Source organism: Novosphingobium mississippiense (assembly GCF_044029535.1).
GTDB lineage: Bacteria > Pseudomonadota > Alphaproteobacteria > Sphingomonadales > Sphingomonadaceae > Novosphingobium.
Window position 1 is genome coordinate 110,460 of the sequence record NZ_CP147001.1, and the last position, 21,553, is coordinate 132,012.

Below are 21,553 nucleotides of genomic sequence, written 5' to 3' on the forward strand. Positions count from 1 at the left end.
GAGCATCTCGCCCGCAACCGTCGTTCCGACGGGTGCGCGATCCAATGTCGGGCCCCCAATCCTGATCGTTTGCCTTGTCCACGGGGTATACTTGGGTGCGATCCGCGCCAGGATGCCGACGCAGTCTCAGATCATTGCGATTCCGACCCAGATGAGATAGTCTCACAGATGTAGATCAAACGAGACAAAGGAACTTCATGCTGATCGGATACGGAAGGGTTTCTTCTTCGGACCAATGCCTCGACATCCAGCGAACAGCACTGATGGCTGCCGGGATCGATGAAGCGAACCTTTACCTGGAGAAGGTATCCGGCAGGACGGCAGATGATCGCCCCGAACTTCAACGATGCATGAACTTCGCCAGGAGCGGCGACACGATCTTGGTGACCAAGCTGGATCGCTTCGCCCGATCGGCGCGTGATCTCCATAATCTCCTTGCCGAACTCGACGCGAAGGGCGTGGGCTTCAAGTGCTTGGACCAGGCGATTGATACCACCAGCAGCACCGGCCGCCTGACCATCTCGATTCTGGCCAGTGTAGCTGAGTTCGAAGTTGCCCTCCGGGCAGAACGCCAGAAGGAAGGCATTGCAGCGGCCAAGGAACGCGGGACCTACCGAAAGCGGAAATCCGCCATCAACCTCGATCGGGTGCGCGAACTGTCGGCCAAGAACACGCCAGACGAAATCGCGGCTATCATGAAAATCAGCCGCGCCTCGGTCTATCGCGCACTGGCATCGATCAAGGCGCAGAAAGATAATTCCAACAGCGATGTTCAAGAAAGGGCTGATCGTTCACCCGACCGGGTAACGTGAAAAGTTAATGTCGCCCCAGTGCAAAATTAGCTAATAATCGCCCCGCGACCCGAGGGGCAGCCGCGAATCGGCATGCCTTCCATTAACTAATCGGCGGCCCTTCTCGGGCCGCCGGTCTTTACTCGCCCGTCATCCATGGCAGACTGCTCCCAAGACCTGACGCCCGAGGAGGACCACGTGATCGAACCCGACCCTGAGATCATCCACTCCGGCTTGTCCCGCATGATCACGATCGACGGCATCACCGTGGATGTCAGCATCTACCGCCTGGAAGAAGACGTGGAATGGACCCTTGAGGTCATCAATGACCGGGGCACCTCGATAGCCTGGCAGGAGACCTTCAAGACCGACGAAGATGCCTACCGGGCCTTCCAACTGACGGTCGTGCAGGAAGGCATGCAGACCTTCCTCGACGATGCCGATGGCGACAACATCATCGAGTTCCCTACCACGCACTGACGCGGGATTATCGGTTCGGCATATCGAGCAACGGCGACGATCAAGGCGTCGGCCCCGGCATGACCGCCCGAAAGATAGTGACCGATTCCAGGGATTCCGCTATACTCAAAGGCATGAAAGGACACGGAAACGAGCCATGGCTCAAGCATGGCTCCGTAAAGCGATTTATTGAAAAAGCCATCTACGGGATGCGGAAGGACAATGAGCGCGAAGCCCGTGCCGGATCGCTCGCCAACGTCAAACGCAGCAAGCGCGCTCAGCTTCAGAATGGCCATCCAGACGCATCTTCGGCAACGGTCGAGGCGATGCTTGTCCGGAGCGTTAGCCACGGGATGAAGCCCTACCAGCCCCCCAGCTATCTGGCCAAAGCCGCGCCCGAGGAAAATCTCGTCAGCGAGAAAGACCGGGCCAAAAGCCAGCGCAAGAATGGCCGAGGATCAAGGAAGCAATAGCGCCTGAGGCGCCGGTCAGAAGCCGAAACGCCGAGCAGCCTGGCGGAAGCGATCCGCAGTCGCGGCATCGGAAAAACCGATCCAGACCCGACTTCGGTCGCTACGATGAAACCGCCGACAACGTATGCCTCGCTCGTGACATCGCAACACCAGTTCATCGCCGAGCCACTCAACGCATTCCGCGACGCCAACCTGGAACTCGGCGAGGTGAAAATCTGGATCGTTGAAGCCGACACCGGCCTGAAGGCCCAGCGATGACGAGAATGAAAATGCCTGCATCGAATATTTATGCCCGCACAGGACAAGGACGACAGCCCGGATGAACACCGCCGACACCCGCGACGCCACCGGCATTCTCGACGAGAATGATGCCTCGATCGACCAGCTTCAGCCGAACCTAACAGGGCTCAACACTTCGGGCCGATCGAACGGTCAAGGCACGGTGCCTCTTCTGGGACTCGAAACTTCAACAACCCCAGAAATTGAAATCACACGAGAAATCTCGGAGCCCGCATCAGAGACCAAACGGGCGCCCCGGCGCAATCCTCTTCTGGGCACCAAGCTCTCATCCGCGGACGTCTACCGACGTCCGCGGAGAGGCTGAAAAACCTCACTTTTTCCGCTATAATCGTCCGCTCACAATCGGGCGGATCTGGCGCCAATCGGGAACAAACTTGGTATCCCGCAAGGTATCGAAATCCGTCCTGCAGAAAGGACGGTTCCCCCGTGGCCACACTCTTCGCCACGGCAGTCGCCAGCGCAAAATCTCGCGACAAGGATTACAAGCTGTCCGATTGCGGCGGGCTCTATCTGCTGGTCCGGCCAAACGGCTCGAAGCTCTGGCGTCTCAACTACACCTATTTGGGCAAGCAGCGTACGCTGGCCTTTGGTCCATGGCCGGAGATCAGTCTCGCCGACGCGCGAGTTCGGCGGGAGGAGGCTAAACGGTTCCTTGCTAGCGGTGTCGACCCATTGCACCAAAAGAAGGTCGATGCGGCCCGGGCGCGCGTGGAGGAGAGGGAGGCCTTCAGGGGGGGGCAGATCAATATCCTGAGCTCAGATTTATAAGAGACCATGGTGTCCTCTATGAAGGTCTTAATGAAGACGATTTCCCACCTCCTCGTCAGCTTGGTTATGACCTTTGCTTGGTCCAGCTCGCTCAGCACTCCAGCGAGAGGCGCTGAAAGATCCTTGGAAGCCGAAGCTCATAGGGCGATCTGTACTGAGATTGCTGAAGTCGCAGAGCCTACGGCCGTTATCGTACAAAATGGCCTTAGCGATGGCGCCGCAGCTATCACGAGCCTTTTCCAAATTAATTCTGGTCTGCATGACTTGGCGGTTAGATACCCTGGCATGGAGGAATTCGTTATTGAAATGCTTCATGCGCAAGAGGAGCGGTATTTCACCACCAGTCTTGCGCCACGGATGCATGAGATGATCGCCTCCTATTATGCGGATCACTTGGCGCCGAAAGAGGCTCGCATATTCCTCACGTTCCTCAGGACCCCTGCGATGCAGGCGGTGGTCAATCGTCCTCGGCGATACAATGAGAATCCAACGGCCCTAGGTATGGATCTGCGCTCGATTCCAGAGAAGGACCAACGAGAGTTGGCGCGATTTTTCCATTCGCCGCTCGGCCGCAAAATCCAAACTCTCATGAAGGACAAAGTTCTGATTGATGCAAAGCTTGCGAACGAGATTACACCGGACCGAAGGCTGGCAATCACACGTACAGTCCAACGGGCGATTGTCGCGCATATTGGAAAGACCGACAAGGTTGAGGCTGCACGGCTAGGCGCGGTTTACGCTCGACAAAGCCAGCCGAATTAACCGATCTCGGACTGAAAGCTATCGGTATCTTCACGGCCAGAGGATGTCGAATTGTTGTTGGTCAGCGCGTGCGGAATGCCGACCATTCTCGACGTCAAAGCAACTCGCCCTGCCGTTGATCTTTGTAACGGGCCTCCTCGACCGCTGCGATGGTAATCCCGCCCTAAACGGCTGCGCTGAGGTTGTCGGCAGCCGTGGCGGTTGGGCACCTCTGGGCATGTACCGCGCCGGGACTGCCCCACGGCTTAGCTCTTTTTTCGGTGTCCGAGTACTCGCGACCAGAAACTGGGAGGGGTTTGAGTAACGGCGTCATAGTCCCAGGGACCTTGCGTATATTCTCTTCGACCTTCTCGATATTCAGCAACCCAGGTATCACGAAATTCCTCGCCAAGCCCCCGAGCATCGAAATTAACTTCAGGAAACAGTGGTGCTATTTTATCAAGAAAATCCATCAGATAAGCTGAGTGCAGCCGGAATTGACCGCGACCATCGGTGAATGAGGTGACGATATCCTGAAAGACGTCATGGCTAATGCCATCTTCGTCCAATTGTTTAATGATATTGTTCTTCAATTTTTCGAAGTGAGGAATTTCTAAACCTATTATAGCGATGTGAAGGTCTGAATCAAAAGACAAATTCGTTTCCTCAGGTTTTATCGTGGGGATCAAGTTTTACAACGCAACAGAATTGACTGCTTCTCCGCAAATTCTGGCGCAGATGGATCATGCGGATGAAGCAGGACAAAATTATACGCTTGTCGTAGCTCCAGAAACTAGAGTGTCCCAAGACCTGTTCGACCCTGTTGGGAATAAATTCTCGCTAAGGTGATGTTGAAAATGAATGATATCCGACTTTCTGTCGCCACCTTGGTTGACATCAGTCCTCTGGAATTTGGTGAGAATTTCTTTCGAAAAATAATTGATAAAGATTGTCGCTTCGCTCCAAAGACATTGAGCATCGATCCGATGAAATATCAGTACGATGGCGTAAAGTCGATCGAACGTGAATGGCTTAGGGAGAGCGAAATCCCTGACGACGCGGATCCTGGGAAAACACGGAAAATCCGATCCAGCTTTCACTGGCAGGGTAATGAGGATCCCGTGAAGTTTGGGTCTGTGAATTTTCCCAAAAAAAATGACTACGGAGAAGTTGGAAACGGTCTAATAAGTATCAGGGCTAATTACGCTGAATCAGAATTGTGGGTTTCCTTATTTAAAAAAATTTGCTCTTTGTCGTCTCCGTTTTGGGGGTTTGTGCATGTTATTGCGGACGAGGAGACGTATATCGATACCGCTGGATCTCGGGTAGATCGCTACTGCAAGCCAGTGACGACTAAGGCTTATCGCACTCGTGAGTTTCCTAACTTGGCCAGCCTTAACTTCATTCGTGATGATATGGTGGATCCTGCGATCTGGCCGCAGATCCAGGCTGCAGGTTTCCCGGTTGAGCGTTTCCTTGACGGTTATCTGCTTCGGGTGAGCTCCGGATTTGCCGATATCCTTGATGATTTCCCGGTTTTTTCACGCAGGCGAGCGGAGTTGAAAGCGTTCTTTCCGGTTGATCTCTTTCGGATTAAGGAAGAACCTCCCGCTATCCGTCGATGATGCCAACAGAATAATCATCCTTTACTTTCTGATTTGAGTAGATTGTGAGACGAGTGTATTTTGTGATTGAGAATGGCGTTCTGAATAATATCGGCGTTCTCGGTTGCCATGCCTTGATTATGGTTACGTCCAAAAATCCTGCTATTAACGCAGGCGGTCCGGTTTCGATGGGGGCGATGGCTGAAAACGTCACGCTGAGCCAGACAGTCAACGCCAAGAAGTCCGGCGCCACTTGATAGTGGAGGTCTGTTCGTCGGCGTTGGCAGGATCAAAACAACGCTCGGTACAACTGCACCACCAATGTGAGTTCGCTCATCTGGGCGGCCAGTGTCGATCTCTCGATTGTCTCCAACTACAAACTCTCAATTGCCTACAGTCAGGTCGCCGCTGGCTCGACGTACCGCTTGTCGGTCCCCGCCAACGGATAGCCCAGAATGGCATTGTGGCACTTACCCGGCATGAACGGGCTACTGTGGGCCCGACCGGTCAGCCCGGTTCCATCTCCAGTATCGCCAAGGCATCATCGACGATGCGGTCGATTTGCCGGTCCGTGAGCGACGCCCGCAGCACGGCAACCTGAAAGATCACCGCGCCGATCAGCGAGTTGAACGCAAAGTTTCGCACCTGTTCCGCCGTGCCCGGCCGGGCACGGTCCAGTTCGCGCAGGTAGAAGGCCTGCTCGTTGGCGCCGTGCCTAGCAAGCGCCGCTGCGAGATCGACGTGATACTCGGCACTTACCGACAGTCTCAGCATGGCCGGGCCGCGCGGGCCGGCCATGTAACTGCACAGCGCATGGGCATGGGCCAGCAGCACCGCGCGCGGGGGCATCGACCCGTCCGTCTTCGGCTCGACCCGGCGCGAGGTCTGGCCGAGGATCGCCTCGACCAGTTCGGCCTTGTTGGCAAAGCGCCGGTACAGCGTCGAGCGGCTGCACCCGGCGAGTTCCGCCACGCCTTCGAACGTCAGCCCTTCGTAGCCCTTTTCCGCGAGGATCCGCCATGTCGCCTCGGCAATGGCCACGTCCTTTTCCTCGTTGCGTGGGCGGCCGCGGCCGCGCGGCGGAGCTTCGATTTCTTCGTTCATGCCAATCGTCCCCTCGATCTCACAAATCTGTCACAGAATAACGATACACGACCGTCTCGTAAATCGAAACCGTGAATGGGGATTCGGGTCGTGATCAAGAAACTTGCCTTGTTTTCCAGTGTTCTGGCGCTCAGCGTCGGGCAGGCTTACGCGGAGGAGGCCTCGGCGCAGCCTCTTTCTTCGGATGAGGGCTCGTCGGGAGACATTGTCGTAACGGCGCGCAAGGTGAAGGAAAAAATCGGTGATGTGCCGTTGGCGATCACCGCGATCAGCGGCGATGATCTGCGCCGCAACGACCATATCCGCCTGGAGGACATCAACCAGCTGGTCCCCAGCACCAATGTCGTCGTCACCAATGGCCATCAGACCAGTATCTCGATCCGCGGCATCGGCAACAACCCGGGCAGCGACGGGCTTGAGAACAGCGCCGGCGTCTTCGTGGACGGCGTCTACCTCGGTCGTCCGGGCATGGCGGCCAGCGACCTGATCGACATTGCGCAGATGGAAGTGCTGCGCGGGCCGCAGGGTACGCTGTTCGGCAAGAACACCACTGCCGGCGCCGTGAATATCACCACCGAGCTGCCGCAGTTCGACTGGGGCGGCCGTGCGGCGGTCACTTACGGCCGTTTCAACTACCAGCAGTATCAGGGCACCGTCACCGGGCCGATCAGTGACAAGCTGGCCTTCCGCCTGACCGGTTACGACACCACGCGCGACGGCATCGTGACCGACATCACAAATGGCAAGAAAGTCAGCGACCTTGGCCGCCGTGGTGCGCGTCTGCAGTTGCTCTACAAGCCTTCCAGCGACCTCAGCATCCGCCTGATCGGCGAATATGCGCGCGAGCAGCAAAGCTCCGGCGCGGTTACCGTGATCCCCAGTTGGGGCCTTACCCCCGCCGCGATCCAGACCAAGCTGAAGGCCACCGGCGCGACGCTGGCCGTCGATCCCGATGGCATGACCACCGCCGCCGGTGGGCCCTACAGCACAGGTACGCGCCAGGGCGCCGGTTCGGCCGAGGTGAACTGGAATTTCGGCAGCGGCTTCACGCTGACCTCGCTGTCCGCCTATCGCTACTGGCAGTACGATTCCGCGTCGGACACCGAGGGCAGCAGCGCCGATGTCATGTACGGCGGCTATCACATCAAGGATCACCAGTTCACGCAGGAAGTGCGCCTGGCCTTCCCGCGCATGGGCAATTTCGATGCGGTGGCGGGGCTCTACTACTTCTACCAGAAGGTCGATACCACGCAGTACGTTTCTTACGGCGATCAGGCGGCGGCCTGGCTGGCCGGAATGCCCACCGCGACGATCAAGGCCTATGCGCCTTATTCGCCCGCGTTGGCTACGCTGCTGGCCTATAACGGCACTCGCTGGGATACCAAGGCCGCGCCGGAGACGAACAGCATCGCCGGTTTCGGGCAGGTCAACTGGCACGTCACCCCGCAATGGAACATCACCGGCGGCCTGCGCGTGACGTACGAGACCAAGCAGGAAGACGTGACCCGCCCGGTTCCGGTCAGCAACGATACCGGGCTGCCGGTCGCCGCACTGGCATCGCAGGCGGCTGGGCCGATCCACGCGCGCATATCCAACACCGCGCCTTCGTTTCTGATCAGCACCGACTACCGCTTCAGTCCCGAAGTCATGGTCTACGCCCTCGTCTCGCGCGGGCAGAAGGCGGGCGGCCTGAACACCACGCTGCCGCCGACCGGCCTTGGCGCCGATGCGCTGAAGGTCGATCCGGAAACGGCCACCAACTACGAAGCCGGCATCAAGGGCGATTTCCTGAACCATGCGCTGACGGTGAACCTGGACGTGTTCCGCACCGACATCCGCAACTATCAGGCGAACGTGCTGATGGAAGTGGGCGGGCAGGTCGTCCAGTTGCTGACCAACGCCGGCAGCGCGCGCACCCAGGGCGCCGAGGCGGAAGCCACCCTGCGCCCGCTCCGCGGCCTTTCGCTGCACGGTTTCGTGGCCTACAACGATGCCAAGTACCGCGAATATACCGAAGGCCCCTGCGCCGTGGAGAAGACCGGGCAGGCGACTTGCGACCTTTCGGGCCGCCCGATCGCCGGCGCGCCGCGCTGGACCACCGGGATCAACGGATCCTACGAGCATGAGCTGGGCGGCAACGTGACCGGCTATGCCAGCGCCGAATATTCCTACCGCTCCACCTACTATGGCTCGCTGGACGATTCGGAACTGACCAAGACTGGCGGCTACGGCTTGCTGAACTTGCGTGCGGGTCTGCGCATTGGCGATCGCTGGGACTTCTCGGTCTGGGGCCGCAACGTCACCGACAAGAAGTACGCCACCAACTACTTCAACTACGGCTCGGTCCTGCCGGGCACTTACGTCGCCTTCTTCGGCGATCCGGCGACTTACGGCGCGACGCTGCGCCTTCAGTTCTGACCCTTCTTTCCAGACATAACGGAGCCAGCATCATGAAAACGCTTTCCCGCCTGCTTGTCGCCTGCACCTGCCTGACCGGCGTGGCGCTTGCTGCCCCTTCGGCCTTCGCCGCCGACAAGGCTGCTGATCAGAGCTTCACCATCGCGGTGATCCCGGACACGCAGAACTACGTCGATTACACCCACCAGAAAGACGAAGGCTTTGCGTTCGATGCCAGCCAGCTGTTCCTCGACCAGATGGCCTTCGTGGCGGCCAACCTGAAGAGTGCGGGCGGCGACATCGCCCTGAAGAGTGCGGGCGGCGACATCGCCTTCGTCGACGGGTTGGGGGACAATTGGCAGCACCAGTCGCTGCAGATCGATCCCGCCCACGCCGCGCGCGGCTTCAAGCGGGCGCCGAACCCGATCATGGACGGCCACTTTGCGCCCACCGAAAAGGTCCACACCGTGGAAATGCCCAAGGTGGGTGAGGGTTGGGACAAGCTGATCGGCAAGGTGCCGTTCTCGGTCGTGCCGGGCAATCACGACTATGACGCGATGTGGACCGATTCCAACCATCCGCCGGCCGCGCAGTTCAAGGACATGTCCAGCATCGGCGTCATGCACTCGGGCGGGCTGACGAACTGGAAGAAGGTGTTCTCCGACCAGTCGAAGTACTTCAAGGGCCAGCCCTGGTACGTCGCCAGCCATGACGACGGTGCGGACAGCGCGCAGATCTTCACGGCCGGTGGCTACCGCTTCCTGCACATCGGCCTGCAGTTCGATGCGCCCAATTCCTCGCTCCAGTGGGCGGCCGAAGTCATCAAGCGCTATCCTGGCGTGCCGACCATCGTTTCGATGCACGACTTCCTGGACACCGCCGGCAACCGCCTGCCCAACCCGATCATCGATAACGCGGCGGTCGATCCCGAAGACAACAGCCCGCAGATGATCTGGGACAAGTTCATCAGCCAGAACGACCAGATCTTCATGGTGCTTTGCGGCCACGAGCATGCGCAGGCGTTCCGCATGGATGCCAACAAGGCCGGCCACCCGGTCTATCAGGTTCTGGCCGACTATCAGGATCGCGCGCAGACCGCCAAGGACGCAGGGGCGAAGATGCAGCCCGGCATGGGCATCGGCGATGGCTGGCTGCGCCTGATGACTTTCGACATGGGCGCCAAGGTGCCGCAGGTGAAGGTCCGCACGTATTCGACGCATTACAAGGTCAACAGCGTCGACGCGCCGGACTACGTCAAGTGGTACAAGGCCGAGGAGAAGCCCAAGCTGACCGACGCCGAATACATGAAGGCGGACGATTTCACGATCGACCTGACCGACTTCCGCGCGCGCTTCGGCAAGCCGAAGGTCGCTGCGAAGTAAGCATTGCTAAAGCGGGCGCGCTCAAAAGGGTGCGCCCGTGGCGTTTTCGGGCTCTCAGAACGAACGGCGCAGCGAGATGCCGGCCGAGGTCGTATTGCCGGCCAGCGCGTTGAAGCTGCGGGTGGCGTAGAGGTCCAGCCCCAGCTTGTCGGTGATCCGCATGTTGGCGGTGGCGCCGATTTCCCACCAGCCATCCTCGATATGCCGGGCAGGCATGATGCCGGTCATCGCCGCTTCTATCGCTTCCTCGCGGCTGCGGACGAGCGGTTCGGAAACCGCATTGCTGGTCCACGCACGGGCGATGGAAACGCCGACGTACTGCTTGCCCTCGCGGCCGAAGGCATGATCGATCCGCAGGGTGGCGGCCGAACTCCAGGTGGGTTCCTCGGTTTCGAGGTCAATCACGTTGGCTTCCTCGGGCGCGGGATGGAGCAGGCGGCCGTGCGCGTAGGACAGGGTCATCGTCGGCGTGGCGAACAGGCGGCTGCCCAGGGGGATGACGCGGCCGAAATCACCGCCGACCGAATAGTAGGGGCTGCCCTTGGCGCCGGTGCTGTCACGCTTGCCGGCGTCGGTGCTGATGCGGCCATAGTCCTGCCAGCCATAGCTGGCCCAGCCGTCCACCACCCAGTTGTCGAAATTGCCGCCCGCGCCGATGGTGCCGACCAGATAGTCGGACGGCAGCGCCGTGTCGGCCTGCAACAGCGTGCCGTGGTAGCGCATCAGCGAACCGCGCACATAGCCGCGCCCGATCTGCCGCGTCAGCGCCAGCGACTGCCACGAACCATTGGGGCCATCGTCGCGGTTGCTGATGCCGGCGGCCGCCGCCAGGCTCCAAGGGGTTGGCGTATCGGCGGCGGCTTTTGTCGTCGTCGTCGTCGTCGTGGCTGCGTCTGGGGATTCCTGCGCCGTTTCGCCAGCCGTCGCCGTTATCACGGGAGCGGTGCCGTTGGCCTGCCGAGAGGTTTCCTGCGCGAAGGCGCCGATCGGCGCCGAGATCGCGAATGCCGCAGCCATGCCCGCCAGCAGCGGGCGCGTACCGATGGTCAGGTGCATCAGGCTACGGCCTTGAGGCTCTGGTCGAAGGCGGCGGGAACGGCAAGGCGCACGATGAAACCGTCGCGCGTGTGGGCGAAGCTGACGTCGCCGCCATGCGCGCGCGCGATCGAGCGGCAGACGGCAAGGCCGAGGCCCGAACCCTTCTGCCCCGATTTGCGCGCCGAATCGGTGCGATAGAACGGTTCGAAAGCGCGATCGTATTCTTCCTCGGGAATGCCGGGGCCGATATCGACGATCTCGGCCACTGCCTCGCCCTCGTTCAGGCTGACGCGCACCTTGGCGCATTCGCCGTACTTGATGGCGTTTTCCAGCAGGTTGTCGAGCAGGCGGCGGATGCCCACCGGATCGACGTCCACCGGGATATGCGTGTTGCGCTCTATCGTGACGTCGCCGCCCACCAGTCGCGCGTTGGCCACGCTGCTGGCGATCAGTTCGGCAAAGTCGGTACGCTGGCGCGGGCCGGGCGTGGAAGCATCGCGGATGAAGCCGATGACCTGGCTGATCATCGCCTCCATCTCGGTCACTTCCTTCAGCAGGCCGTCGCGCTGTTCGTCGGGCACATCCTCGATCCGGAAGCGCAGGCGGGTCAGCGGCGTGCGCAAGTCATGGCTGATCGCGCCGACCATGGCGGTGCGATCGTCCACGAAGGCGCGCAGGCGGTTGCGCATCTGGTTGAAGGCATTGGCGGCGCGGCCGATTTCGGCCGGGCCGGACAGCGGCAGGATCGTGGCCGAAGGATCGCGGCCAAGCTGCTCTGCCGCGTGGGCGAATTCGCGCAGCGGCAGCACGATGCGGCGCGCGAACAGCCACGCGAAGGGGCTGATGATCGCAAGGCTGAGTGCGAACCACAGCATCACGCGCTTTTGCCAGGCATTGGGGAAGGGCTCTGCACGCGGGGCGACGGCGATCCACTGGCCATCGCTGCGGCGCAGGGCCGCCACGAAATCACCCTCGATGAACGGGGGGGATGTCAGCGCGAAGACGTTGCCCGTGGCATGGCGGAACGGGATCGGCTGCGGCGTGCCGGGCACGGCGGGCAGCGGCGCGGCTTGCGTGGCGATGGGGGCAGGCGGCGCGATCCGCACTTCCGGTGTGGCCGTGGGGATCGAGACTGCAAGGGGCACCGGGGCCTGCGTCGGCGCAGCACGGGCAGGCGTGGCGGTGGCGACGGGTATCGGCGTCGATGCCGGCACCGACGTCGCCTGCGAGGGCAGCGTCACGCGGGGCAGGTCGTTCATGGCGGGGAACAGCGGCATTTGCCCGGAGCGGCCGAACGCGCCGCCGCTGAATCCACCGTTGCCACCGGGACGAATCCCTTCGAAGCCACCGGGTTGCCCGGTTCCGATACCGCTGCCGGCGCCTTGGCCGGGAAGCGAGCCTTGCGCGCCATTGCCCCAATTGCCACCCGTTCCCGGGGTCGAGGTTCCGGAGCCCGCGCCGGATCCGCCGGGCGTCGTTCCGCCGGTACCGGCGCCGGGATTGCTGGGCTGGCCGTTGCCGGGATTACCGGGTTGGCCACCGGGATGCGGGTTGCCGGGTTGGCCTCCTGGGCTTTGACCTCCCGGATTTTGGCCGCCGGGCATGTGACCGCCGGGCATCCGGCCACCCGGAATGTGGCCGCCGGGCATCTGTCCGCCGGGGCGTCCACCGGGGAACTGCCCGCCCGGGAAATGGCCGCCGGGCATGCCGGACGGCCCCGGCATCCCGCCGGGGGGCGGGCCACCGGGGATCGACTGGGCATCGGCCTTGCCGACCAGCATCGTCGAAAGGGCGGAAGGGGCAGCCGGATTGTCGCGCAGCGCCAGCGGCGATCGCGATCCGCTGGGCACGGCGACGCCGCCGACGGGAAGCTGCGTATAAAATGCCAGCACCACGTCCGTGCGGGCGCGGCCAAGCCGGTTTGCCAACGCTTCGCGTGAGGATTCGGATACCAGCCAGCCCTGTCCGGTAACGTCCGGCGGGCCGATCATGGTCTTGCGTTCCAGCCGCTCAGTCGGATTGGCGCCTTCGCTGCCGTCCGCCCCGCCGTTCAGCGCGGCGGCAACTTCATCGATATTCCAGCGCGCGGCCGGACTGGGCGGCAGCACCACGGTCAGCGCCAGCGTCACCAACTGGGCACCGATCAGCGCGCAGACAAGGATGGCGATCATCTGGATCGCCAGAGGCATGCCGATTCGGTTGGTAAGGCGGGGCGGCGTCATGATCGGGCCCTTGCCACGATTCCACGGCGAATTCGAGCTATGGCGAAATGGCGGGAGGCGCGCAAAACGCGGACCGAATATTGCGGAGCGGGCTCGAAAGAGAGGGACACTGCTCTTCCGAACCCGCTCCGCGTCTCCACCGCGCGGCACGAAGCCGATCGGCGGAGACGGTCACCCCGGGTCCTGTCCAGCAACCGTGTCCCCTGATCCGGGGCTGGAAGGAAATATCTGAGTCGTCTTCGGTCAGTGTACTCCGATGAAGCGGAGCGCCCAAACGAAGTTGAATCGTCTTGCGGTGCCGCGTAGCAGCCGCGTGTTACACTTCGCGGACCATTCGGCGGGTCATCGCACTGGTGCAGGTGCGAAGCTGAACGCCCTGTGAGCGGCATCTGCTGAATCGGTCCGCTATCGGATGATCCGGGACCATCGGCGGGCAGGGCGGGTGCGACTACGTGACCTGCGGCGCCGATGGCCCCGGCACCGTCCGGCGCCTTGGCGGTAGCGTGACGGACGGCGTTGCCGGCCACCAAGGGCACAGGGAATCGACGTGCGGACCTGGCGGGGGATGCCATCTGGCCGCAGTCGCCTGTCGCCGTTGGCAGAACCTGGCGAACTCGACTGTTCATGAACGGCTAGGTCGGGTCTGGACTTTGCCGGGCGATTTCGCCGAGTTTGCGGCCATGTTGCAATAAATCGGAAATGAGGCGCCTTGCTGAAATGTGCGCGGAACACGGGCTTTCTATCGGGCGTCAATGATCCTAGAACATCCCGCGATGGACCTGCAGACCCGCATTCTCATCGTCGACGACGACGAGGGTATTCGTTCGCTGATCGGCGAATTCCTTGGCAAGCACGGTTATGCCACCGAAACGGCTGCCGATCCGGATGCCATGCGCGCCCTGCTGGCGCAGCAGCGGTTCGACCTGATCGTGCTGGACGTGATGATGCCGCGTGAGGACGGGCTGACGGCGCTGCGCCAGCTTGGTCCGGATGCACCGCCGGTGATCATGCTTTCGGCGGTGGGCAGCGATGTCGACCGCATCGTCGGGCTGGAAATGGGCGCGGACGATTATCTCGCCAAGCCCTGCAACCCGCGCGAATTGCTGGCCCGCATCCGCACCGTTCTGCGCCGCCGTGCCGCGGTGACGGCGATTCCGGGGGCGTCCGTGCCTGCGCTGCCGGCGGAGCAGCCGTTGCCCGAAGGCGACGTGCAATCGGGCGAAGTTCTGCGCTTCGCCGGCTGGCGCATGGATCTGGGGCTGCGCCTGCTGTTCGATCCGCAGAACCGGCTGATATCGCTGTCCGACGGCGAATTCCGCCTGCTGCGCGCCTTTGCGGAACATCCGCGCCGCGTGCTCACGCGCGACCAGTTGCTCGATTGGTCGCGCGGAGAGGACAGCGAACTCTACGACCGCGCGATAGACGTCCAGCTCTCTCGCCTGCGTCGCAAGCTGTCCGATGGCGACGGGGGTGGCGATATCATTCGCACGGTTCGCAACGAAGGCTATCTTTTCGTGCCATCGGTTATCGCCTGAGAGATTGTTTGGAAAATGCGCAGAGCGGGCTGGTGCCGCGAAATTCGCCGTCAGCGAATTTCCAAATGGACCATGAAGCGCTGCGATCTTCTGCAACATTTGGCTACAACGCTGAAATCGATCTGAAATCCCGCTGCAAACGCGGGCTTCCAGTCCTGCAGCCCTGCACTCCCGTACCCGCCGCAAAAACGGCCGGGGCGCTGCGAGTGCGAGGGAGACTGCAATGGACCTTCATCACCGGGATGACGATGATCACGATCGTGGGTTGAACCATGATCTGGGCGTGATCGCCGAACGGCTGATGGGGCGTCGCCGTGCGCTGGCCTTCCTGGCCAGCGCCGGAACCGCGGTGACCGTGGCGGCGTGCGGGGGCGATGATTCCTCGACCGGTTCGACCTCCACCACATCGTCGAGCAGCACGAGTTCGACTTCGGGTGGGACCACGTCCACCACGTCGTCCTCCACCTCATCCTCAACTACCAGCTCGACATCGGGCGGATCGTCCAGCGCCAGCTGCATCGCCGATCCCACCGAAACCAACGGGCCCTATCCGGCGGATGGCACCAACAGTGCCAGCGGATCGACATCCAACGTGCTGAACGTCAGCGGTGTGGTTCGATCCGACATCACGGCCAGCTTCATCGGTTCCACCACCACGGCGACCGGGGTTCCGCTGGAAATCACGCTGCAACTGGTGGACGTCAACAACGGCTGCGCGGCGATCGCGGGCGCGGCGATCTATGTGTGGCACTGCGATGCCTATGGCCGCTACTCGCTCTATTCCAGCGGCGTTACCACCGAAAGCTACCTGCGCGGCGTGCAGGTGACCGACAGCGAGGGCAAGGTCACCTTCAAGACCATCTATCCCGCCTGCTATTCGGGACGCTGGCCGCATATCCATTTCGAGGTGTTCGTGGACGGACTTACCTCCGCCAGCACCGGACGCACCGCCAGCCTGATCTCCCAGCTGGCGATGCCGGCGGCCACCAACACCGCCGTGTTCACCGGCGACAGCCGCTACACCGCCAGCATCGCGAACTACAACGCGATCACCCTCTCGTCCGACAATGTGTTCGGCGACAACACGTCCGCGCAGATCGCGCAGATGACCCCCAGCCTCACCGGCACGGTTTCCTCTGGCTACACCGGCTCTGCCCTGATCGGCATCGCTCGCTGACGCCGGGGCTTCCGGCCCCCGTTTTCCTCAAAAGAGTGCGATAACTCATGAAATCCTTGCATTCGTCGACCAGCGTCGGTGCGCTGGTCCTGGCGCTGTCTGCCAGCCCCGTCCTTGCGGCGACCACCGTGTCCACTTCCAGCACGACGCCACTGGTCACCTCCACCGCAGGCGACACCACCGTGACGAGTGCCGGGACCATCACCCTGTCCAGCGGGAAGGCCGTGACGGTCGACAGCAACAACGCGGTCGATGTCGAGGGCGCGATCGCCGTGGGCGGGGCCAACGATGCGGCCGGCATTGCCGTCAACGCGGGCACCAGTTCGACCGTGACGGTGGGCGAAGACGCGACGATTGCGGTCACCGAAAGCTACGTGCCGACCGATGCGGACGGCAACGGCATCGCCGATGGCGCCATCGCTTCGGCCAGCAACCGTTACGGCATCCACGTGCTGTCGGGCGCCAACACCAGCGGTTCGATCTCGAACGCGGGCACGATCACGGTGGAAGGGCTCAATTCGGGCGGCATCGTCGTCGATTCGAACTACACCGGCAACATCACCAACACCGGCACGATCAAGGTGATCGGCGACGGTTCGGTCGGCGTGAAGACCCAGGCGGTGGATGGCGACGTCACCGTGAACGGCACCGTCACCGTCGTGGGCGCGGGCGCGCAGGGGCTGGTCGTCAATGGCGATGTATCGGGCACGGTCACCATCCAGGGCACCGTGGCGCAGGCCGCGTCCTACACCGATGACGACAGTGCCACCATCGTGCTGTCGCGTGCGGCGCTGCGCACCGGCAAGGCGGCGGTGGAGATCACCGGCAATGTTGCGGGCGGCATCTACATCGCGGCGCCGCCGGTGGACGAGGACAGCTCCAATAACGACGAGGATGGCGACGGCGTCACGGATTCGGAGGAAGGCACCGGCGTCGTCACCGCCTATGGCAATTCGCCGGCCATCCAGATCGGCGGCGCCAGCGACATCACCGTGGGCGGCGTTTCCAGCAATTCGGGCACTTACTCGCTCGCCATCGACGGCACCGTCACGTCCAGCGCCTATTATTCGAACACCAATGCCTATGGCGTGGTGATCGGCGGGCAGGGCGGCAATGTGACGCTGACCGATGGCATCGGCGTGACCGGCACGCTGCGTGCGACGACTTATGACAGCGCCGCCTACGGCCTTGTCATCAACGCGGGCAGCACGGTCACCAGCCTTTACAACTCGGGCGCGATTGCAGCCGCGATTTCGTCTCCGGGCGAAGGGACTGCCGTGGCGATCCAGGATCTGTCGGGCACGCTGACGACGATCAACAACACCGGTTACATCAGCGCATCGGGTTCGAGCACGGATACGCTGACCGCCATCGACCTTTCGGCGAACACCACCGGCGTCACCATCAACCAGTACCTCAATTCGGATGACGCCAAGACCAGCGCCACCTACCTGGAGGATAACGACACCACCACCGATCCCACCGTCTATGCCAGCATCACCGGCAATATCCTGCTGGGATCGGGCAACGATACGGTGAACGCGTCCACCGGCAAGATCACCGGCAACACGCTGTTCGGCGCGGGTGACGATACGCTCGCCCTGTCGGGAAACGCGATCTACACGGGCGACGTCTACTTCGGCACCGGCACGGCCACCGCCTCCCTGGCGGACACGGCGGCCTTCACCGGCACGATGGACTTTGCGGGTGAGAACGGCACGCTGACGCTGTCGGGATCGTCGGTCTACACCGGCAACTTCTCCAACGCGGACAACCTCTCGGTCACCGTCAACAGCGGTTCGAAGCTGACGGCACAGAAGGCGGAAACGATCGACTTCGGTTCGCTCACCGTGAAGTCGGGCGGTTCGCTGGGCGTCTATGTCGATACGTCCGCGGGCACCAGTTCGCTGTTCAATGTGGCCAATGCCACGCTGGAATCGGGCGCGAAGATCACCGCATCGGTCACGGCGCTGGGCGATGCGGAAGGCACGTATACGGTGCTGACCGCCGCCAATCTGAACGTCGAAGGGACGCTGGATTCCAGCGATACCGACCTGCCGTTCATCTACAATGGCGACGTTTCGGCCGATGCCAACAACGTCTACCTGACGATCGCGCGCAAGACGACCGACGAACTGGGGCTGACCCGCAGCCAGGCATCGGCCTGGGATGCGATCTACGCCACCGCGCAGAACGACACCTCGCTGACCGAAAGCCTGCTGCAGGTTACCGATTCCTCCACGCTGAAGTCGCAAGTGTCGGGCCTGCTGCCCGATCACGCCGGCGGTGTGTTCGATGCGGTGACCACGGCGGATCGTCTGGCCTCCCAGCACCTGTCGGACGAAACGACGATGTTCGACATTTCCGACGTCGGCGGCTGGTTCGAACCGATCTACTGGCGCACCAGCAAGGATGCCGGCAGCACCGCCAGCTACAAGACCAGCGGCTGGGGGCTTTCGGCCGGGTTCGAGCGGCACACCGGCCTTGGCTACTTCGGCGTGTCCTACGCGTGGCTCAAGGGCAGCGTGGACGACAATGGCGGCACCGGGAAGCTGGACGTTGGCCAGCATGACTTCGGCGCGTTCTGGCGCACGGCGAAAGGCCCGTTCATGGCCTGGGCGCGGATCGGCGCCTCGCGCATCTCGGTCGATTCGAAGCGCACGTTCACCGGCACGGTGGACGATACCGACTTCACCTACACCGCCAGCGGCAAGTGGGACGGCTGGCTGCTTTCGGGCCTGGCTGGCGCATCGTACAAGTACCAGGCATCGCGCCGCTTCAGCCTGAAGCCGAAGGTCGAACTGCAGCAGTACTGGCTGAAGGAAGACGGCTACAGCGAAACCGGCACCAGCGAAGCCATCGCGCTGACCGTCGCCAGCCGCACCAGCAAGGAGACCACCGTCACGCCAACGCTGACGGCGGCCTATTCGCTGGGCACGATCTCGCCCGACTGGCGCCCGCTGACCTTCCAGGTCGAAGCCGGCCGCCGCGAAGTGATCTCTGGGCAGTTGGGCGACACGACCGCCTACTTCAACGGCGGAGACAGCTACGACGCCGGCTCCAGCTTCACGATCGCGCCGGAAAGCCTGAAGGGCGCGTGGATCGGCGAAGTCTCGATGCTGGCGGGTGGATACGACTTCACCTGGAAGATCTCGGCCCGCGCCGAACAGACCACCTGGTCCACCGATCTGTCGGCCCGCGCCTCGCTCAGCGTCGCGTTCTAAGCCGTCAGCCAAAATTCGCAGGGTTACGGGCGTGGTCGGACTTCGGTCCGGCCACGCCTTTTTCGTTACGCGCCGCGAATGTCGCCCAGCTTGCGCTCCCAGGCCAGGGCGTGTTCGACGATGGTCGGCAGGTCCGCGTATTTCGGCTGCCACGGCAGCGTCGCCTTGATGCGGCTGTTGTCGGAGATCAGCGAATCCGGATCGCCCGCGCGGCGGCCTTCCAGGCGGCGCTCGATCGTCCGGTTGGTCACGCGGTCCACCGCATCCAGCACGTCGAGCACGGAGAAGCCCTGGCCATAGCCGCAGTTCATCGTCAGCGATCGGGCGGGATCGGCGATCAGCGCCTCCAGTGCCAGAACGTGCGCGGCGGCAAGGTCGGACACATGGATGTAATCGCGCACGCCGGTGCCGTCAGGCGTGTCGAAATCGGTGCCGAACACGCCGACATGGCCACGTTTGCCCAGCGCTGCCTCCACCGCGACCTTGATCAGATGCGTCGCCCCCGCCGTCGACTGGCCGGTGCGCGCCTGCGGATCGGCGCCGGCCACGTTGAAATAACGCAGCGCGCAGAAGTTCAGCGGATGCGCCTTGGCCACATCGCCCAGCATGATCTCGGTCATCAGCTTCGACATGCCGTAGGGGTTGATCGGCAGCTTGGGGCTGTCCTCGGTCACCGGGGAGACTTCGGGAATGCCGTAAGTCGCTGCCGTGGAACTGAAGATGAAGTGCGAGACGCCGGCCGTGACCGCCGCTTCGATCAGGGCGCGGCTCTTGGCGGTATTGTTGTGATAGTATTTCAGCGGATTTTCCACCGATTCCGGCACGATGATCGACCCGGCGAAATGCATCACCGCGCGAATGCCTTGGTCGGCGAAGATGCGCGCGAGCAGGGCGGAATCCTCGATATCGCCTTCGTACAGCGGCACGCCGTCGGGAATTGCGAAGCGGAAGCCGGTGGTCAGGTTGTCGATCACGGCGACCGGCCAGCCGGCATCCTTCAGCGCGAGGACGGCGTGGCTGCCGATGTAACCGGCACCGCCGGTGACGAGGACGGGAAGCTTGGTGGTCATGGGTCTCCGCTCGTTCGTGCCGGTCTTCGCGGCCGGTCGTCAGGCGATTTGCGATATGGGCCTTGCTGCATCGCGTCAAACGCTTCCGCCGCCATAAAAAGGCAACCGATCGCAAGCATTTGCCGCTAACCCCTGTTGTTGCAAAGCTAAGTCTTGCTGCACCATGATGGCTGGCGCAAAGGCTGTCACGCCCACAATGGCACCAGACCGGAGATATCTAGCGTGCCCCAAAGTCCGATGACGCATTCGACGACGCTTCCCGTTCTCGTGACTGGTGCTGCAGGCTTCATCGGTGCTGCCGTGGCAGAGGCGCTGATGGCGCGCGGAACGCCGGTGATCGGCATCGACAACATGAACGACTATTACGCCGTCGCGCTCAAGCAGGCGCGGCTGGATGGGCTCACCGCACGATACGGCAACCTGTTCACGTTCCATCGGCTGGATTTCGCGGACATGGCCGCGCTGACCACGGCGCTGGAGCCGCATCGCTTCGACACGATCGTCCACCTCGGCGCGCAGGCCGGGGTGCGCTATTCGCTGGAGAACCCGCAGGCCTATGTCGGCGCCAATCTGGCGGGTCATGTCAACATGCTGGAAATCGCCCGCGCGCGGCAGGTGGCGCACATGGTCTACGCCAGTTCCAGTTCGGTCTACGGCGGTAACGAGAAGCTGCCCTTCGCCGTGGAGGACCGCGTAGATCACCCCGTCTCGCTCTATGCCGCCACCAAGAAGGCGGACGAACTGATGAGCGAGACTTACGCGCATCTGTTCCGCATTCCGCTGACGGGGCTGCGGTTCTTCACGGTCTATGGCCCCTGGGGCCGCCCGGATATGGCGCTTTGGAAGTTTACCGAGCGGATGCTCTCGGGCCGCCCGATCGAGGTCTACAACCACGGCGATATGTACCGGGACTTCACGTATATCGACGATATCGTCGCCGGCGTGCTGGCCTGCCTGGATCGGCCGCCGGCCGATGACGGGCAGGCCAAGGCCGGCGGCAGCGTGAAGCCGCATGCGCTCTACAACATCGGCAACAACCGCAGCGAACGCCTGCTGCGCATGATCGAGGTGCTGGAAGAGGCCTGCGGCGTGAAGGCGCAGCTCTCCCTGCTGCCCATGCAGCCGGGCGACGTTCCGGCGACCTATGCGGACATTACCGCGCTCACGCGCGATACCGGCTACGCGCCCAGCACGCCCATCGAAGTGGGCATACCGCGCTTCGTGGCGTGGTATCGCGGCTATCACGGGTGATGTCGGAAATGCGCCTT

Annotated in this window: 20 protein-coding genes; 14 read left to right on the forward strand and 6 right to left on the reverse strand. The window is 62.4% G+C overall.

Annotated elements, in window-relative coordinates:
- Positions 1-197: 197 nt before the first annotated feature.
- From WBP06_RS00515 to WBP06_RS00525, 3 genes are all read left to right on the forward strand, one after another.
- A complete protein-coding gene (locus WBP06_RS00515; RefSeq protein WP_395330743.1) occupies positions 198-812 on the forward strand; it encodes a recombinase family protein in 615 nt (204 codons plus the stop codon).
- 177 nt (positions 813-989) lie between these two features.
- On the forward strand, positions 990-1,271 hold the full coding sequence (locus WBP06_RS00520) for a hypothetical protein (RefSeq protein WP_395330741.1): 282 nt from the start codon (positions 990-992) through the stop codon (positions 1,269-1,271).
- 59 nt (positions 1,272-1,330) lie between these two features.
- Positions 1,331-1,723, forward strand: a complete 393-nt coding sequence (locus WBP06_RS00525; protein ID WP_395330739.1) for a hypothetical protein — start codon at positions 1,331-1,333, stop codon at positions 1,721-1,723.
- Between the two features lie 15 nt (positions 1,724-1,738).
- Here the strand turns inward: WBP06_RS00525 and WBP06_RS00530 are convergent, their stop codons facing one another.
- Positions 1,739-2,059: a hypothetical protein gene (locus tag WBP06_RS00530; protein ID WP_395330737.1), complete on the reverse strand. Its 321-nt coding sequence runs from the start codon at positions 2,057-2,059 to the stop codon at positions 1,739-1,741.
- On the opposite strand from WBP06_RS00530, the gene WBP06_RS00535 reads away from it, so the two are divergent.
- The 3 genes from WBP06_RS00535 to WBP06_RS00545 all read left to right on the forward strand — a co-directional run bounded on the left by WBP06_RS00535 (position 2,043) and on the right by WBP06_RS00545 (position 3,553).
- Entirely contained in the window at positions 2,043-2,327 is a 285-nt protein-coding gene (locus WBP06_RS00535; protein ID WP_395330772.1) for a hypothetical protein, read from the forward strand. The genes WBP06_RS00530 and WBP06_RS00535 overlap by 17 nt on opposite strands.
- A gap of 122 nt (positions 2,328-2,449) precedes the next feature.
- Positions 2,450-2,791: an Arm DNA-binding domain-containing protein gene (locus WBP06_RS00540; RefSeq protein ID WP_395330774.1), complete on the forward strand. Its 342-nt coding sequence runs from the start codon at positions 2,450-2,452 to the stop codon at positions 2,789-2,791.
- A 30-nt stretch (positions 2,792-2,821) separates the two neighbouring features.
- Complete coding sequence (locus WBP06_RS00545) at positions 2,822-3,553, forward strand: hypothetical protein (protein ID WP_395330776.1); 732 nt, start codon at positions 2,822-2,824, stop codon at positions 3,551-3,553.
- 245 nt (positions 3,554-3,798) lie between these two features.
- Here WBP06_RS00545 and WBP06_RS00550 read toward each other — a convergent pair whose 3' ends face one another.
- A complete protein-coding gene (locus WBP06_RS00550) occupies positions 3,799-4,188 on the reverse strand; it encodes a hypothetical protein (protein ID WP_395330778.1) in 390 nt (129 codons plus the stop codon).
- A gap of 201 nt (positions 4,189-4,389) precedes the next feature.
- On the opposite strand from WBP06_RS00550, the gene WBP06_RS00555 reads away from it, so the two are divergent.
- The gene (locus tag WBP06_RS00555; RefSeq protein ID WP_395330780.1) at positions 4,390-5,157 is read left to right on the forward strand and encodes a hypothetical protein; all 768 of its coding nucleotides are present in this window, start codon (positions 4,390-4,392) and stop codon (positions 5,155-5,157) included.
- Between the two features lie 62 nt (positions 5,158-5,219).
- A complete protein-coding gene (locus tag WBP06_RS00560; RefSeq protein WP_395330782.1) occupies positions 5,220-5,393 on the forward strand; it encodes a hypothetical protein in 174 nt (57 codons plus the stop codon).
- Positions 5,394-5,643: 250 nt separating this feature from the next.
- Here the strand turns inward: WBP06_RS00560 and WBP06_RS00565 are convergent, their stop codons facing one another.
- Positions 5,644-6,240: a TetR/AcrR family transcriptional regulator gene (locus WBP06_RS00565; protein WP_395330784.1), complete on the reverse strand. Its 597-nt coding sequence runs from the start codon at positions 6,238-6,240 to the stop codon at positions 5,644-5,646.
- Between the two features lie 90 nt (positions 6,241-6,330).
- Here WBP06_RS00565 and WBP06_RS00570 point away from each other — a divergent pair, with 90 nt between their 5' ends.
- Together WBP06_RS00570 and WBP06_RS00575 are read left to right on the forward strand one after the other, a co-directional pair.
- Positions 6,331-8,658, forward strand: coding sequence for a TonB-dependent receptor (locus WBP06_RS00570; RefSeq protein WP_395330786.1), 2,328 nt, complete (start codon positions 6,331-6,333; stop codon positions 8,656-8,658).
- 32 nt (positions 8,659-8,690) lie between these two features.
- Positions 8,691-10,019 carry a serine/threonine protein phosphatase gene (locus tag WBP06_RS00575; protein WP_395330788.1) on the forward strand — a complete coding sequence of 443 codons (1,329 nt, stop codon included), beginning with the start codon at positions 8,691-8,693 and terminating at the stop codon, positions 10,017-10,019.
- 54 nt (positions 10,020-10,073) lie between these two features.
- On the opposite strand, the gene WBP06_RS00580 is transcribed toward WBP06_RS00575, so the two are convergent.
- A complete protein-coding gene (locus WBP06_RS00580) occupies positions 10,074-11,075 on the reverse strand; it encodes an autotransporter domain-containing protein (RefSeq protein WP_395330790.1) in 1,002 nt (333 codons plus the stop codon).
- Positions 11,075-13,279, reverse strand: a complete 2,205-nt coding sequence (locus tag WBP06_RS00585) for an ATP-binding protein (RefSeq protein ID WP_395330792.1) — start codon at positions 13,277-13,279, stop codon at positions 11,075-11,077. The genes WBP06_RS00580 and WBP06_RS00585 overlap by 1 nt, the downstream gene beginning before the upstream one ends.
- 773 nt (positions 13,280-14,052) lie before the next feature.
- On the opposite strand from WBP06_RS00585, the gene WBP06_RS00590 reads away from it, so the two are divergent.
- The 3 genes from WBP06_RS00590 (at position 14,053) to WBP06_RS00600 (ending at position 19,215) form a co-directional block, all read left to right on the forward strand.
- A complete protein-coding gene (locus WBP06_RS00590) occupies positions 14,053-14,814 on the forward strand; it encodes a response regulator (protein ID WP_395330793.1) in 762 nt (253 codons plus the stop codon).
- A 223-nt stretch (positions 14,815-15,037) separates the two neighbouring features.
- Positions 15,038-15,991 (forward strand): intradiol ring-cleavage dioxygenase, encoded by a 954-nt coding sequence (locus tag WBP06_RS00595; protein WP_395330795.1) that lies wholly within the window; start codon positions 15,038-15,040, stop codon positions 15,989-15,991.
- Between the two features lie 47 nt (positions 15,992-16,038).
- The gene (locus tag WBP06_RS00600; protein WP_395330797.1) at positions 16,039-19,215 is read left to right on the forward strand and encodes an autotransporter domain-containing protein; all 3,177 of its coding nucleotides are present in this window, start codon (positions 16,039-16,041) and stop codon (positions 19,213-19,215) included.
- Between the two features lie 65 nt (positions 19,216-19,280).
- Here the strand turns inward: WBP06_RS00600 and galE are convergent, their stop codons facing one another.
- Positions 19,281-20,285 carry a UDP-glucose 4-epimerase GalE gene (gene galE / locus WBP06_RS00605; protein ID WP_395330799.1) on the reverse strand — a complete coding sequence of 335 codons (1,005 nt, stop codon included), beginning with the start codon at positions 20,283-20,285 and terminating at the stop codon, positions 19,281-19,283.
- 237 nt (positions 20,286-20,522) lie between these two features.
- On the opposite strand from galE, the gene WBP06_RS00610 reads away from it, so the two are divergent.
- Complete coding sequence (locus tag WBP06_RS00610) at positions 20,523-21,536, forward strand: NAD-dependent epimerase/dehydratase family protein (RefSeq protein WP_395333968.1); 1,014 nt, start codon at positions 20,523-20,525, stop codon at positions 21,534-21,536.
- Positions 21,537-21,553: the final 17 nt, after the last annotated feature.

Bases quoted from the DNA above. Each gene is read 5' to 3' on its own strand.
- WBP06_RS00595 (WP_395330795.1), top strand. From the start codon at position 15,038: ATGGACCTTCATCACCGGGATGACGATGATCACGATCGTGGGTTGAAC.
- galE (WP_395330799.1), bottom strand. From the start codon at position 20,285: ATGACCACCAAGCTTCCCGTCCTCGTCACCGGCGGTGCCGGTTACATC.
- WBP06_RS00580 (WP_395330790.1), bottom strand. From the start codon at position 11,075: ATGCACCTGACCATCGGTACGCGCCCGCTGCTGGCGGGCATGGCTGCG.
- WBP06_RS00545 (WP_395330776.1), top strand. From the start codon at position 2,822: ATGAAGACGATTTCCCACCTCCTCGTCAGCTTGGTTATGACCTTTGCT.
- WBP06_RS00535 (WP_395330772.1), top strand. From the start codon at position 2,043: ATGAACACCGCCGACACCCGCGACGCCACCGGCATTCTCGACGAGAAT.
- WBP06_RS00585 (WP_395330792.1), bottom strand. From the start codon at position 13,279: ATGACGCCGCCCCGCCTTACCAACCGAATCGGCATGCCTCTGGCGATC.
- WBP06_RS00610 (WP_395333968.1), top strand. From the start codon at position 20,523: ATGACGCATTCGACGACGCTTCCCGTTCTCGTGACTGGTGCTGCAGGC.
- WBP06_RS00590 (WP_395330793.1), top strand. From the start codon at position 14,053: ATGGACCTGCAGACCCGCATTCTCATCGTCGACGACGACGAGGGTATT.
- WBP06_RS00575 (WP_395330788.1), top strand. From the start codon at position 8,691: ATGAAAACGCTTTCCCGCCTGCTTGTCGCCTGCACCTGCCTGACCGGC.
- WBP06_RS00555 (WP_395330780.1), top strand. From the start codon at position 4,390: ATGAATGATATCCGACTTTCTGTCGCCACCTTGGTTGACATCAGTCCT.
- WBP06_RS00515 (WP_395330743.1), top strand. From the start codon at position 198: ATGCTGATCGGATACGGAAGGGTTTCTTCTTCGGACCAATGCCTCGAC.
- WBP06_RS00525 (WP_395330739.1), top strand. From the start codon at position 1,331: ATGACCGCCCGAAAGATAGTGACCGATTCCAGGGATTCCGCTATACTC.
- WBP06_RS00600 (WP_395330797.1), top strand. From the start codon at position 16,039: ATGAAATCCTTGCATTCGTCGACCAGCGTCGGTGCGCTGGTCCTGGCG.
- WBP06_RS00565 (WP_395330784.1), bottom strand. From the start codon at position 6,240: ATGAACGAAGAAATCGAAGCTCCGCCGCGCGGCCGCGGCCGCCCACGC.